The organism is Pseudomonas gorinensis, assembly GCF_042015035.1.
Classification (GTDB): domain Bacteria; phylum Pseudomonadota; class Gammaproteobacteria; order Pseudomonadales; family Pseudomonadaceae; genus Aquipseudomonas; species Aquipseudomonas gorinensis.
Map to the genome: position 1 here is coordinate 267641 of NZ_CP167125.1, position 13172 is coordinate 280812.

General features: G+C 56.9%; 12 protein-coding genes. 3 read left to right on the plus strand and 9 right to left on the minus strand.

The features are described 5' to 3' along the window. Nucleotides 1-88: 88 nt before the first annotated feature. The 9 genes from AB7933_RS01185 to rpmH all read right to left on the minus strand — a co-directional run bounded on the left by AB7933_RS01185 (nucleotide 89) and on the right by rpmH (nucleotide 8799). A complete protein-coding gene (locus tag AB7933_RS01185) occupies nucleotides 89-961 on the minus strand; it encodes a ParB/RepB/Spo0J family partition protein (protein ID WP_024078256.1) in 873 nt (290 codons plus the stop codon). A gap of 9 nt (nucleotides 962-970) precedes the next feature. Then, on the minus strand, nucleotides 971-1768 hold the full coding sequence (locus AB7933_RS01190; RefSeq protein WP_015886651.1) for a ParA family protein: 798 nt from the start codon (nucleotides 1766-1768) through the stop codon (nucleotides 971-973). An 18-nt stretch (nucleotides 1769-1786) separates the two neighbouring features. Then, the gene (rsmG, locus tag AB7933_RS01195; RefSeq protein ID WP_024078257.1) at nucleotides 1787-2431 is read right to left on the minus strand and encodes a 16S rRNA (guanine(527)-N(7))-methyltransferase RsmG; all 645 of its coding nucleotides are present in this window, start codon (nucleotides 2429-2431) and stop codon (nucleotides 1787-1789) included. Next, on the minus strand, nucleotides 2428-4320 hold the full coding sequence (mnmG, locus tag AB7933_RS01200; protein WP_041161328.1) for a tRNA uridine-5-carboxymethylaminomethyl(34) synthesis enzyme MnmG: 1893 nt from the start codon (nucleotides 4318-4320) through the stop codon (nucleotides 2428-2430). Before mnmG ends, rsmG begins: the two co-directional genes overlap by 4 nt. Before the next feature lie 550 nt (nucleotides 4321-4870). After that, nucleotides 4871-6241 (minus strand): tRNA uridine-5-carboxymethylaminomethyl(34) synthesis GTPase MnmE, encoded by a 1371-nt coding sequence (gene mnmE, locus AB7933_RS01205; protein WP_024078259.1) that lies wholly within the window; start codon nucleotides 6239-6241, stop codon nucleotides 4871-4873. 79 nt (nucleotides 6242-6320) lie between these two features. After that, nucleotides 6321-8003 carry a membrane protein insertase YidC gene (gene yidC / locus AB7933_RS01210; RefSeq protein ID WP_024078260.1) on the minus strand — a complete coding sequence of 561 codons (1683 nt, stop codon included), beginning with the start codon at nucleotides 8001-8003 and terminating at the stop codon, nucleotides 6321-6323. A 2-nt stretch (nucleotides 8004-8005) separates the two neighbouring features. Further along, nucleotides 8006-8251, minus strand: coding sequence for a membrane protein insertion efficiency factor YidD (gene yidD / locus AB7933_RS01215; RefSeq protein WP_077430980.1), 246 nt, complete (start codon nucleotides 8249-8251; stop codon nucleotides 8006-8008). Continuing rightward, complete coding sequence (gene rnpA / locus AB7933_RS01220; protein ID WP_370694645.1) at nucleotides 8244-8651, minus strand: ribonuclease P protein component; 408 nt, start codon at nucleotides 8649-8651, stop codon at nucleotides 8244-8246. Before rnpA ends, yidD begins: the two co-directional genes overlap by 8 nt. A 13-nt stretch (nucleotides 8652-8664) precedes the next feature. Beyond that, the gene (gene rpmH, locus AB7933_RS01225; protein WP_003213577.1) at nucleotides 8665-8799 is read right to left on the minus strand and encodes a 50S ribosomal protein L34; all 135 of its coding nucleotides are present in this window, start codon (nucleotides 8797-8799) and stop codon (nucleotides 8665-8667) included. Nucleotides 8800-9384: 585 nt separating this feature from the next. Here rpmH and dnaA point away from each other — a divergent pair. From dnaA to recF, 3 genes are read left to right on the plus strand one after another with little or no spacing between them, the layout of a single operon-like run. Beyond that, nucleotides 9385-10905, plus strand: coding sequence for a chromosomal replication initiator protein DnaA (gene dnaA, locus AB7933_RS01230; RefSeq protein WP_024072541.1), 1521 nt, complete (start codon nucleotides 9385-9387; stop codon nucleotides 10903-10905). A gap of 38 nt (nucleotides 10906-10943) precedes the next feature. Further along, nucleotides 10944-12047 carry a DNA polymerase III subunit beta gene (gene dnaN / locus AB7933_RS01235; RefSeq protein ID WP_005783345.1) on the plus strand — a complete coding sequence of 368 codons (1104 nt, stop codon included), beginning with the start codon at nucleotides 10944-10946 and terminating at the stop codon, nucleotides 12045-12047. Between the two features lie 20 nt (nucleotides 12048-12067). Beyond that, the gene (gene recF, locus AB7933_RS01240; RefSeq protein WP_024072542.1) at nucleotides 12068-13171 is read left to right on the plus strand and encodes a DNA replication/repair protein RecF; all 1104 of its coding nucleotides are present in this window, start codon (nucleotides 12068-12070) and stop codon (nucleotides 13169-13171) included. The last annotated feature ends 1 nt before the right edge of the window (nucleotide 13172 follow it).

Genomic DNA, 13172 nt, shown 5'->3' on the forward strand with positions numbered 1-13172 from the left:
CAAAATGCGCGCAGAGTATAGGGGCGGTTCTGCCCCTATTCAACTGCCGGGTAGTGATTTCCGATCACGCGCTACATAAGCAAATGTTTCAGCGAATGTGGGCAAGGACGCCCTGAAGCTCATCGAGCGAGTTATATCCGATGACCAATTGGCCTTTGCCTTTCTTGCCATGGCGAATTTGCACCGCAGAGCCCAGGCGCTCGGCCAGGCGCTGCTCGAGACGCGCGATATCCGGATCAGGTTTGGCCGTTTCGACCGGTGCAGGTTTGCCACTGAGCCACTGGCGAACCAGGGCTTCAGTCTGACGAACGGTGAGACCTCGTGCGACAACGTGTCGCGCCCCTTCAACTTGTTGATTTTCCGGTAAACCGAGCAAAGCGCGGGCATGACCCATTTCCAGATCGCCATGGGAAAGCATCGTCTTGATGACTTCCGGCAGAGCGATCAGGCGCAACAAGTTGGAGACCGTGACGCGGGATTTACCCACCGCCTCGGCCACTTGTTGCTGGGTCAGCTGGAATTCCTGCTGCAAACGCTGCAGGGCGATCGCTTCTTCGATCGGATTGAGGTCTTCTCGCTGGATGTTCTCGATCAACGCCATGGCGATGGCAGTTTCATCCGAGACATCGCGCACCATCGCCGGGATGGTTTCCTTGCCGGCCTGCTGGCTGGCGCGCCAGCGGCGCTCACCGGCAATGATTTCGAAGCGGCCACCACCAATCGGGCGTACCACGATCGGCTGCATCACGCCCTGAGCCTTGATCGAATTGGCCAGCTCTTCAAGCGCTTGGGGATCCATGTCCCGCCGTGGCTGGTATTTACCGCGCTGGATCAGGTCCAGCGGCAGGTGTTGCAGCTCACGCTCGTCGGCCTGCACCGCTTGTTCTTCAAGGGTCGTGACAGTCGGACCACTCAGGAGCGCATCCAGTCCACGTCCGAGACCTCGTTTCTTGACGGCCATGGGGATTCCTTAAGTTGGCTGGGCTGCAGCAGTGCGTGAATTGCGGCGTTGGCGACGAACCATCTCGCCGGCCAGGGCCAGGTAGGCAATCGCACCACGCGATGTTTTATCGTATGCCAAAGCCGGCATGCCATAGCTTGGCGCTTCGGCCAGACGGATGTTGCGCGGGATCACGGTGTCGTACAGTTGCTCGCCAAAGTGTTCCTTGAGCTGCGCCGAAACATCGTTCATCAGGCTCAAGCGCGGGTCGAACATGGTCCGCAGCAAGCCTTCGATCTGCAGGTTCGGGTTCAGCAACTCGGCGATACGCTTGATGTTATCCACAAGGTCGCTCAACCCTTCCAGTGCGTAGTACTCGCACTGCATGGGGATAATTACCCCATCGGCAGCCACCAAAGCGTTGAGCGTGAGCATCGACAGCGACGGCGGACAGTCGATCAGGATGTAGTCGTAATTCTCGCGGATCGGCGCCAAGGCACTGCGCAAGCGGCTTTCTTTCATCTGCATTTCCAACAGCACGACTTCCGCCGCGGTCAAATCGCGGTTGGCCGGCAGCAGTTGATAACCGCCATGCTCGGAGTAGTGCATGGCCTGGGCGAGGTCGCACTCACCAATCAGCAAGTCGTAGACCGAGTTTTCCAGGCCGTGTTTATCCACACCGCTACCCATGGTGGCGTTGCCCTGTGGATCGAGATCGATCAACAGCACCCGGCGCTTTGTCGCGACCAGGGATGCTGCGAGGTTGATGCAGGTGGTGGTTTTGCCCACGCCACCTTTCTGGTTCGCTATCGCGAATACCTTAGCCATTCTTGCTTGTGTTCCCAATCATGCCGTGCGGCGCAGTATCAGCAGATGGCGTTGGCCTTGGCAACCGGGTACGGCCAAGGCGTGTTCGCTATCGAGGTGGAAGTCTGCCGGCAATGCTAACAGCTCGTCGCTTGGATGAACGCCCTTCATTGCCAGCCAACGGGTTTCGCGGTCGCCCAGGTGGCGGGTCCAGTTGCAGAAGTTCTCCATGCTGCTGAATGCCCGGGAAACAATTCCGCTGAAGGGCTGTTCGGGTATGAAGGCTTCGACGCGGCTGTGGATAACTTGCAGGTTGTCCAGCTTCAACTCCAGTTTGACCTGGGTCAGGAAGCGGGTTTTCTTGCCGTTGCTGTCCAGGCAGGTCACTTGGGACTCGGGAAACAGGATGGCCAACGGGATGCCCGGCATGCCGCCGCCACTACCAACGTCCAACCAGCGACCATTTTCGATGAATGGCATCACGCTCAAGCTGTCGAGCAAGTGACGGGACACCATTTCGTCGGGATCACGCACGGCGGTCAGGTTGTAAGCCTTGTTCCATTTGATCAACAGGGCCAGGTAGCCCAACAGCAATTCGTGCTGGACCGGGGTCAGGTCGACACCCAACTGGTATGCACCTGTGGATAACTCTTCGGCGTGTTGCGAGGTGACCAACGAACTCAAGCGCTTTGCTCCAACTGACGGCCCGCGCCGCGTTTTTTCAAATGAATCATCAACAGCGAAATGGCTGCCGGGGTTACGCCAGGGATACGTGACGCCTGGCCCAGGGTTTCCGGCCGAGTTATCCCCAGCTTGCTTTGAATTTCCTTCGACAACCCGGAAATGCCGGTGTAATCGATATCCACAGGCAGCTTGGTGTCTTCACTGGCGCGCAAGCGGGCGATCTCGTCCTGCTGGCGGTCAATGTAACCGGCGTATTTGGTCTTGATTTCGACCTGCTCGGCGACCTGCGGATCTTCTGCGCCCTGCCCGGTCACTTCGACCAGACCAGCGTAGTCGATTTCCGGACGGGACAGCAGGTTCAGCAAGTTGTATTCGTGGGTCAGCGGCGTGCCGAATTTTTCAGCAATCGCATCGCCCTGCTCGGTGCCCGGGCGGACCCAGGTGCTTTTCAGGCGCTGCTCTTCCAACGCGATGCTTTCGCGTTTTTTGCAGAAGGCTGCCCAGCGTGCGTCATCGACCAGGCCCAGTTCGCGACCTTTTTCGGTCAGGCGCAGGTCGGCGTTGTCTTCGCGCAGGATCAGGCGATATTCCGCCCGGGACGTGAACATCCGGTACGGTTCCTGGGTGCCCAGGGTAATCAGGTCGTCGACCAATACACCGATGTACGCCTCATCGCGACGCGGGCACCAGCTGTCTTTACCCTGGGCACGCAATGCAGCGTTGGTTCCGGCCAGCAAACCTTGGGCACCAGCTTCTTCATAACCGGTGGTGCCGTTGATTTGTCCGGCAAAGAACAAACCGCCGATCACTTTGGTTTCCAGGCTGTACTTCAGGTCACGCGGGTCGAAATAGTCGTACTCGATGGCGTAGCCCGGACGCACGATGTGGGCATTTTCCATGCCGCGAATCGATTGCACGATCTGGATTTGCACGTCGAACGGCAGTGATGTGGAAATACCGTTCGGGTACAGCTCATGGGTGGTCAAGCCTTCGGGCTCGATGAAGACCTGATGGCTTTCCTTGTCGGCAAAACGGTGGATCTTGTCTTCGATCGATGGGCAGTAACGCGGGCCAATGCCTTCGATCACCCCGGAATACATCGGCGAACGGTCGAGATTCGCCGCGATGATTTCGTGGGTACGGGCATTGGTGTGGGTAATCCAGCAGCTGACCTGTTTCGGATGCTGCTCCTTGGAGCCCATGAACGACATGACCGGAATCGGCGTATCCCCAGCTTGCTCGGTCATCACTGAGAAATCCACGGAACGCCCGTCGATACGCGGCGGAGTTCCGGTTTTCAAGCGACCGACCCGCAGTGGCAATTCACGTAGACGTTGGGCCAGGGCAATCGACGGAGGATCACCGGCGCGGCCGCCGGAATAGTTCTGCATGCCTATGTGGATAAGTCCGCCGAGGAAGGTACCGGTGGTCAACACCACGGATTCCGCGAAGAAACGCAGGCCCATCTGGGTGACGACACCACGTACCTGGTCTTGCTCGACGATCAGGTCATCGGCGGCCTGTTGAAATATCCACAGGTTCGGCTGGTTTTCCAGGGTTTCGCGAACCGCTGCTTTGTACAGGATGCGGTCGGCTTGAGCCCGTGTGGCACGCACGGCCGGGCCTTTGCGGCTATTGAGCACGCGAAATTGAATGCCACCCTTGTCGGTAGCCATGGCCATCACGCCGCCAAGGGCGTCGATTTCCTTGACCAGATGGCTTTTGCCGATCCCACCGATGGCAGGGTTGCAACTCATCGCACCGAGGGTTTCCACGTTGTGCGTCAGCAACAGGGTTTTTACGCCCATGCGTGCTGACGCCAGTGCTGCCTCAGTACCGGCATGACCGCCGCCGATGACGATCACTTCAAAACGGGAAGGGAAATCCACCACGCACCTCGTGCCTGCTTATGTAGGTAATTAGGAATTGATTGGTTGAGCTGGTTTTAGAGCTTTGGCGGCAAGTATAGGGACTTAGCCCTCCCTAAAGAACCCTTTGCACAAAATTTAACCAGCTGTGGATGAATCAAAGACAATAGAAATTAAAAGAGAGAAGTTTATTAAATCTTTGTTTTTATGTTTATTTCTACTGAGGCACCTTTCTGTGGATAGATCTCTACAGGCCTTTATTTTCGTTATGTACAGCGCTTTAAAAGTCTGTGGTCATGTGCCCATGAGGGGCTTGGATAAGTGCTTTAAGCCTGTGGATTAAACAGATGGTTATCCACAGGCGGGTTTTAGCCCAGGTTTCGAGCCCTGTTATCAACCGAGCACAGGGGCGGTTATTCACAGGGCTTAATCCACAGAAATGGGAGCACTGAAGCAAATTGCTCGCACGCGGAGGCCACCCACGACCTGGTTATGCATAGAGAAAGGAGGAAATCGGGGTACGCGAAAGAAACAGACAGGCGCGAATGGCCTGTCTGTGGAAAACGAAAGACTATTTACCGATGCAGAAGCTGGAAAAAATCCGTCCCAGCAAATCATCCGAGCTGAATGCCCCCGTGATTTCGCCCAACAGCTGTTGGGCCTGGCGTAGATCCTCAGCCAGCAGCTCCCCTGCCCCCGCCAAGGTCAGCTGTGCCCGACCGTGTTCCAAGGCCGCGCTGGCATGACGCAACGCCTCCAGGTGCCTGCGGCGAGCGCTGAAGCTGCTTTCCGAAGTCTGTTCATAACCCATGCAAGCCTTGAGGTGGTCACGCAGCAGCTCCAGGCCATCCCCGGCCGACTTCGCACTCAGACTGATGGTGACGTGGCCATCCTCACTGGTTTCCATGGCAATGGCTTCACCTGTGAGGTCAGCCTTATTGCGGATCAAGGTGACTTTGGCCGGGTCCGGTCGTTGTTCAAGGAATTCCGGCCACAACGCAAAAGGATCAACAGCTTCAGGTGCGGTGGCATCCACCACCAGCAGCACCCGATCCGCTTCGCCAATGGCCTTGAGCGCCCGTTCTACGCCGATCTTTTCCACCTGGTCGTCTGTATCACGCAGCCCGGCGGTATCGACCACATGCAAGGGCATACCGTCGATGTGGATATGTTCGCGCAGGATATCCCGTGTGGTACCGGCAATCTCGGTAACGATCGCCGCTTCACGCCCCGCCAGGGCATTGAGCAAGCTGGATTTACCGGCATTGGGTCGACCGGCAATCACCACGGTCATGCCGTCACGCAACAACGCGCCTTGCCCGGCTTCGCGCAGTACTGTGGATAATTCGTCGCGGACCTTGTCCAGCATCGCCAATACATGGCCATCGGCAAGGAAGTCGATTTCCTCTTCCGGAAAATCAATCGCCGCTTCCACGTAGATACGCAGGCTGATCAGTTGCTCGGTCAAGTTATGCACACGCAGGGAAAACGCCCCCTGCAGCGAGCGCAATGCATTGCGCGCAGCCTGTGCAGAACTGGCCTCGATCAAGTCGGCTATCGCTTCGGCCTGCGCTAGGTCGAGCTTGTCGTTGAGGAATGCCCGCTCGCTGAATTCTCCCGGGCGCGCCAGGCGACAACCCAGTTGCAGGCAGCGTTGCAGCAACATATCCAGGACGATCGGGCCACCGTGTCCTTGCAATTCGAGGACATCTTCGCCGGTAAAGGAATTGGGGCCTGGGAAATAAAGTGCCAAGCCTTCGTCCAATACCCCGTTATCCGCATCCAGGAAGGGGCCGTAATGGGCGTAGCGAGGCTTGAGTTCACGACCACTGATGGCTTTGGCGGCAATGCCGGCGAGCGGCCCGGAAATTCGAACGATACCGACACCGCCGCGACCTTGAGCGGTAGCGACAGCAGCGATGGTTTCACGAGGAGCGCTCATCAGCAGGTTCCAGAACAAAAGTGACGGAAAGCAAAACGCCCCACTAGGGGGCGTCTTGAGTGGTTATCCACAGAGTAAGTTACGCCGCGGCTTTTTTGGTAGCCGCTTCGATCTTACGTGTGATGTACCACTGTTGAGAGATCGACAACACGTTGTTGACCACCCAGTACAGCACCAGGCCAGCTGGGAACCACAGGAAGAAGAAGGTGAAGATGATTGGCATCATTTTCATTACCTTGGCCTGCATCGGATCCGGCGGCGTTGGGTTCAAGCGCTGCTGGATAAACATGGTCGCGCCCATGATGATCGGCAGGATAAAGAACGGGTCTTTGATCGACAGGTCAGTTATCCACAGCATGAACGGAGCCTGGCGCATTTCCACGCTTTCCAGGAGTACCCAGTACAGCGAAAGGAATACCGGCATTTGTACCAGAATCGGCAAGCATCCACCCAGCGGGTTGATCTTCTCTTTCTTGTACAACTCCATCATGGCCTGCGACATTTTCTGCCGGTCGTCACCATGTTGTTCTTTCAGCGCGGCCAATTTAGGGGCCACGGCACGCATGCGCGCCATCGACTTGTAGCTGGCGGCCGACAGTGGGAAGAAGATCCCCTTGATCAGCATCGTCAGGAAGATGATCGAGAAGCCCCAGTTGCCGACGATGCTGTGGATATGTTGCAGCAGCCAGAAGATCGGCTGGGCAATAAACCACAGGATGCCGTAATCCACAGTCAGTTCCAGGCCTGGGGATAACTCTTTCAGTACTGCCTGGCTTTTCGGGCCGGCATACAAGGTAGCGCTGGTTTCAGCCTTGGCGCCTGGAGCGACGGTCAACGCCGGGCCAGTAAAGCCAATGATGTAGTTGCCCTGGCTGTCCTTGCGGGTTTGCACCAGGTTGGCTTCACCCTTGTTCGGAATCCATGCGGTCACGAAGTAGTGTTGCAGCCAGGCAACCCAGCCACCTTGAACGGTTTCTTTCAGCGCGCCCTTGTCGATATCTTTCATCGACACTTTTTTGTACGGCTCGTTACTTGTCCACAGGGCGGCGCCCAGGTAAGTCGCGGTGCCGGTGGCGGTGCTGGAAGACGGATCGGAACTGCCATCACGCTTGAGCTGGGCAAACAGGTTGCCGCTCCACGGTTTGTCGCTTTCGTTGTCGATCAGGTAAGTGACCTTCAAGTCGTACAAACCACGGGTGAAGCTGAAACGCTTGATGTAGTTGACGCCATCGAGGCTGAATTTCAGGTCAACGTTCAACTGGTTTTGGCCATCAGCCAGTTGATAAGTCTTCTGTTCGGTCGAATAAACCGGACGACCGGTAGCACGAGCATCCGGACCGTTGGTGCCAGTCAGGCCGCTTTGTGCCAGATAAACGCGTTCGCCGCCGTTATCGAACAGCTGGAACGGAACATCCGGATGGTCTTGGCGACGTGGATAAAGCGGCAGCTTCAGCTGGGCGATATCACCACCTTGTGGATCGATAGCCAGGTCGAGCACATCCGTTTTGACGTGGATGAGGTCTTTATTGGTGACTACTGGCGTTTCTACAGGGGCGCTTGTCTCGCCATTCGCGCTGGGAACATCGGCACTCGCGGACGCATTGTTACCCAGCGGGGTGTCCGGAATAGCCGGCGCAGCCTGATTGGTAGCAACATTCTGAGTCGGCAGGGCAGCTTGGCCATAGTCCTGGTTCCACTTAAGAACCATGACGTAGGACACGATTGCCAGGGCGACGATCAGGATCGTGCGTTTAATATCCATGATTACTCGGCCATCGAAGAAGAACGGGAGGTAGGGATAGGTGGAACCGGGTCATAACCACCGGGATTCCACGGATGACAGCGGCCTAAACGACGAAAGGCCAGCCAGCCACCGCGCAGAAGACCATGATTTTCTATGGCCTCTAACGCGTAGCAGGAACAACTGGGGTAGAAACGACAGTGGTTGGCCATCAGAGGACTAATGGCATAACGGTAAAACTGGATCGGAACGAGCGCCAGTTTACGCATCAAGGCTGTCTACCCCTACAGTTTCGGTGCTGACTGCTGGTGCTGGCTTGTGGGTACGCGCCAAACGTTTCCAGAGCTTGCCGAAATGCTGAATCAATTCGGGGTTTTCTACGTCCCCCAAGCCTTTGCGCGCGACGATAACAATATCCCAACCAACCAGAGTGTCCTGGTGGAGGCGAAACGATTCGCGCATCAGACGCTTGAGGCGATTGCGCTCAACGGAGAGCTTTACGCTCTTCTTGCCGATCACCAACCCGAGACGGGGGTGACCCAGATCGTTGTTACGCGCAAGGAGCAGGAGATTTTTCCCCGGAACCTTGCCGGTGGGGGAGTCAAAGACTGCCTTGAAGTGCCGGGGGGTAAGCAGGCGCTTTTCCCGACTGAAGTCCTGACTCACCACCAGTACCGGATTATCAAACTGCCAGACGCGCACGACCTTTGGCGCGGCGACGCGACAGGACAGCACGGCCGTTCTTGGTGGCCATGCGAGCACGGAAGCCGTGGGTACGGGCGCGTTTGATGGTGCTTGGTTGGAAAGTACGTTTCATGGCGTTGTTACCTGGTTCGTCCACAACGGGCCGGAATGGCCCCCGTTTTAAGAGACCGGCGATTCTAGAGAAAGCAAGCCTCTAGGTCAATTTCCAACCAGCTTTTCCTTTAATTAGATCTTTGCACGCATCCAGGCCTTTTCTGTCCGCCAGGCTTCCATGGGCAATGCCATAGATATAAAAATAAAGAAGGAAGTTATTTAAAGCTTTTCTGTAAAGCTTATAAAAGCTAGGGAAGCGTTCTTCTGTGGATAACTTCCTTGAGGCCATATTCCACGTGATGTACAGAGAATGACAACACGGGGGAGAAACGGTGCTCTGCCTGTGCTGCGCTGTCGGATAAGCTGTGTGTGGAATGGCTTGTTATCCACAGGCCGGTTACCCACAGACTTTCGACCCCACTTGTACAACGGGCTTAGGTGCGCTTATCCACAGAGCTTATGCACAGACCATCTGTCGCCTTCTTTACGGTTAAGGCATTGATTTTGGCTGGTGTGTGAGCAACCTACATGTGGATAAGTGGGCGGCTGGCCGCTACAATGGCGGCTGTTTTTGCCTCACCGGCTTTCAACTTAGGGGATATCCGTGTCAGTGGAACTTTGGCAGCAGTGCGTGGAGCTTTTGCGCGATGAGCTGCCTGCCCAGCAATTCAACACCTGGATCCGTCCGCTACAGGTCGAAGCCGAAGGCGACGAGTTGCGTGTCTACGCACCCAATCGTTTTGTTCTCGACTGGGTCAACGAGAAGTACCTGAGCCGCGTTCTCGAATTGCTCGATGAGCATGGCAATGGCCTCGCGCCCGTGCTCTCCTTATTAATAGGCAGCAAACGCAGCTCGGCGCCTCGCGCTGCGCCGAATGCGCCGTTGGCAGCGAGTGCCTCGCAGGCACAGTCCGCTGTCGCACCTGTTAATAACTCGCCAGCACCGGTTGCTCCGACGCCTTCAAAATCCTCGTCGCAGAAAAACGCGCCTATAAATGAAGAGCCGTCCCGCGACAGCTTCGACCCAATGGCAGGTGCCAGCTCGCAGCAGGCCCCGGTTCGCGCGGAACAGCGCACTGTGCAGGTGGAAGGCGCGCTCAAGCACACCAGCTACTTGAACCGCACCTTTACCTTTGAGAACTTCGTCGAAGGTAAATCCAACCAGCTGGCCCGGGCGGCCGCCTGGCAAGTGGCCGATAACCCCAAGCATGGTTACAACCCACTCTTCCTTTATGGTGGCGTTGGCTTGGGTAAGACTCACTTGATGCACGCTGTGGGTAACCATCTATTAAAGAAGAACCCGAATGCCAAGGTCGTGTACCTGCACTCGGAGCGCTTCGTGGCTGATATGGTCAAGGCCCTGCAGCTCAATGCGATCAACGAGTTCAAGCGGTTCTACCGTTCCGTTGATGCCTTGTTGATCGATGACATTCAATTCTTCGCCCGCAAGGAACGTTCCCAGGAAGAGTTCTTTCACACCTTCAACGCCCTGCTCGAAGGCGGCCAGCAGGTCATCCTGACCAGCGACCGTTATCCGAAGGAAATCGAAGGCCTGGAAGAACGCCTGAAGTCGCGCTTTGGTTGGGGCCTGACCGTTGCGGTAGAGCCGCCGGAGCTGGAAACCCGCGTTGCGATCCTGATGAAAAAGGCTGACCAGGCGAAGGTCGACCTGCCCCACGACGCCGCATTCTTCATTGCCCAACGCATTCGCTCCAACGTGCGTGAGCTGGAAGGCGCACTCAAGCGGGTGATCGCACACTCGCACTTCATGGGCCGCGACATCACCATCGAGCTGATTCGCGAATCCTTGAAAGACCTGCTGGCACTCCAGGACAAGCTGGTCAGTGTGGATAACATCCAGCGCACCGTGGCGGAGTACTACAAGATCAAGATTTCCGACCTGCTGTCCAAGCGCCGCTCGCGCTCGGTGGCTCGTCCGCGTCAGGTGGCTATGGCACTCTCCAAGGAGTTGACCAACCACAGCCTGCCGGAAATCGGTGATGTGTTTGGCGGTCGCGACCACACCACGGTCTTGCACGCGTGCCGCAAAATCAACGAACTTAAGGAATCCGACGCGGATATTCGCGAGGACTACAAGAACCTGCTGCGTACACTGACTACGTGATGACACCAGCGCAGCTTATTAAGGCAAGGGACTAGACCATGCATTTCACCATTCAACGCGAAGCCCTGTTGAAACCCCTGCAACTGGTCGCAGGCGTTGTCGAGCGCCGACAGACCTTGCCGGTGCTCTCCAACGTATTGCTGGTTGTCGAAGGCCAGCAGTTGTCCTTGACCGGTACCGACCTGGAAGTCGAGCTGGTGGGGCGCGTCCAGCTCGAAGAGCCTGCCGAACCTGGCGAGATCACCGTGCCGGCGCGCAAGCTGATGGACATCTGTAAGAGCCTGCCCAACGATGCGCTGATCGACATCAAGGTTGATGAGCAGAAGCTGGTGGTCAAGGCCGGTCGCAGCCGTTTTACGCTGTCTACCTTGCCAGCCAATGATTTCCCCACCGTTGAAGAAGGCCCTGGCTCGCTGACCTGCAGCCTGGAGCAAAGCAAGCTGCGCCGTTTGATCGAGCGCACCAGCTTCGCGATGGCCCAGCAGGACGTGCGTTACTACCTCAACGGCATGCTGCTGGAAGTGTCGGAAGGCATCATCCGTGCCGTGGCCACCGACGGTCATCGTCTGGCAATGTGCTCGATGCGTGCTGATATCGGTCAGCCGGACCGTCACCAGGTGATCGTGCCGCGTAAAGGTATCCTTGAATTGGCACGTTTGCTGACCGAACCGGATGGCAACGTCAGCATTGTCCTGGGTCAGCATCACATCCGCGCGACCACGGGTGAGTTCACCTTCACCTCCAAGCTGGTTGACGGCAAGTTCCCGGATTACGAGCGTGTGCTGCCTAAAGGCGGTGACAAGCTGGTCATCGGCGATCGTCAGGCCCTGCGTGAAGCCTTCAGCCGTACCGCGATTCTGTCGAACGAGAAGTACCGCGGTATCCGCCTGCAATTGGCCAACGGCCAGTTGAAGATCCAGGCCAATAACCCGGAGCAGGAAGAAGCGGAAGAAGAAGTGGGCGTCGACTACAACGGCGGTTCGCTGGAAATCGGCTTCAACGTGAGCTACTTGCTTGATGTGCTGGGCGTGATGACCACGGAACAGGTGCGCCTGATCCTGTCGGACTCCAACAGTAGCGCCCTGGTGCAAGAATCCGATAACGACGACTCGGCTTACGTTGTTATGCCGATGCGCCTGTAATCATGCTCAGCAGAAGCTAGATGTCCCTCAGTCGCGTCTCGGTCACCGCGGTGCGCAATCTGCACCCGGTGACCTTCTCCCCCTCCCCACGCATCAATATCCTCCATGGCGCCAACGGCAGTGGCAAAACCAGCGTGCTGGAGGCCATCCATTTGCTGGGGCTCGCCCGTTCATTCCGCAGTGCTCGACTGTTGCCGGTGATTCAATACGAACAACTGGCGTGCACAGTGTTTGGCCAAGTTGAATTGGCTGAAGGTGGGCACAGCAGCTTGGGGATCTCCCGCGATCGTGGCGGGGAGTTTCAAATTCGCATTGATGGGCAAAATGCTCGCAGTGCGGCGCAACTGGCGGAAATTCTGCCGCTGCAATTGATCAACCCAGACAGTTTCCGTTTATTAGAAGGCGCACCGAAGATCCGGCGTCAGTTCCTCGATTGGGGAGTGTTCCACGTGGAACCGCGATTCATGGCCACGTGGCAGCGCCTGCAGAAGGCCCTGCGGCAGCGGAACTCATGGCTGCGGCATGGTACACTTGACGCCGCTTCGCAAGCGGCCTGGGACCGGGAACTGTGCCTGGCCAGCGACGAAATTGATGAATACCGCCGCGCCTATATCAAAGCCTTGAAACCAGTCTTTGAGCAGACCTTGAGTGAGTTGTTGGATCTCGAGGGGCTGACGCTGAGTTACTACCGTGGTTGGGACAAAGAGCGCGAGCTGAGTGCAGTGCTCGCCACGTCCTTGCAGCGGGATCAGCAAATCGGCCATACCCAGGCCGGACCCCAACGGGCTGATTTGCGCCTTAGATTAGGCGCACACAATGCCGCGGACATCTTGTCCCGTGGTCAGCAGAAGTTGGTGGTGTGTGCTTTACGGATCGCCCAGGGGCATCTCGTTAGCCAGGCCAGGCGTGGCCAGTGTATTTATCTGGTGGATGACTTGCCGTCCGAACTCGACGAGCAACACCGCCTCGCGTTATGCCGTTTGTTAGAAGAATTACGCTGCCAGGTTTTTATCACCTGTGTAGACCACGAATTATTGAGGGAAGGCTGGCAGACGGAAACGCCAGTCGCTTTGTTCCACGTGGAACAAGGCCGTATCACCCAGACCCACGACCATCGGGAGTGAA

Excerpts from the sequence above, each read along its gene's own strand:
- AB7933_RS01185 (WP_024078256.1), bottom strand. The coding sequence starts at position 961 with ATGGCCGTCAAGAAACGAGGTCTCGGACGTGGACTGGATGCGCTCCTG.
- AB7933_RS01190 (WP_015886651.1), bottom strand. The coding sequence starts at position 1,768 with ATGGCTAAGGTATTCGCGATAGCGAACCAGAAAGGTGGCGTGGGCAAA.
- mnmE (WP_024078259.1), bottom strand. The coding sequence starts at position 6,241 with ATGAGCGCTCCTCGTGAAACCATCGCTGCTGTCGCTACCGCTCAAGGT.
- yidC (WP_024078260.1), bottom strand. The coding sequence starts at position 8,003 with ATGGATATTAAACGCACGATCCTGATCGTCGCCCTGGCAATCGTGTCC.
- yidD (WP_077430980.1), bottom strand. The coding sequence starts at position 8,251 with ATGCGTAAACTGGCGCTCGTTCCGATCCAGTTTTACCGTTATGCCATT.
- rpmH (WP_003213577.1), bottom strand. The coding sequence starts at position 8,799 with ATGAAACGTACTTTCCAACCAAGCACCATCAAACGCGCCCGTACCCAC.
- dnaN (WP_005783345.1), top strand. The coding sequence starts at position 10,944 with ATGCATTTCACCATTCAACGCGAAGCCCTGTTGAAACCCCTGCAACTG.
- recF (WP_024072542.1), top strand. The coding sequence starts at position 12,068 with ATGTCCCTCAGTCGCGTCTCGGTCACCGCGGTGCGCAATCTGCACCCG.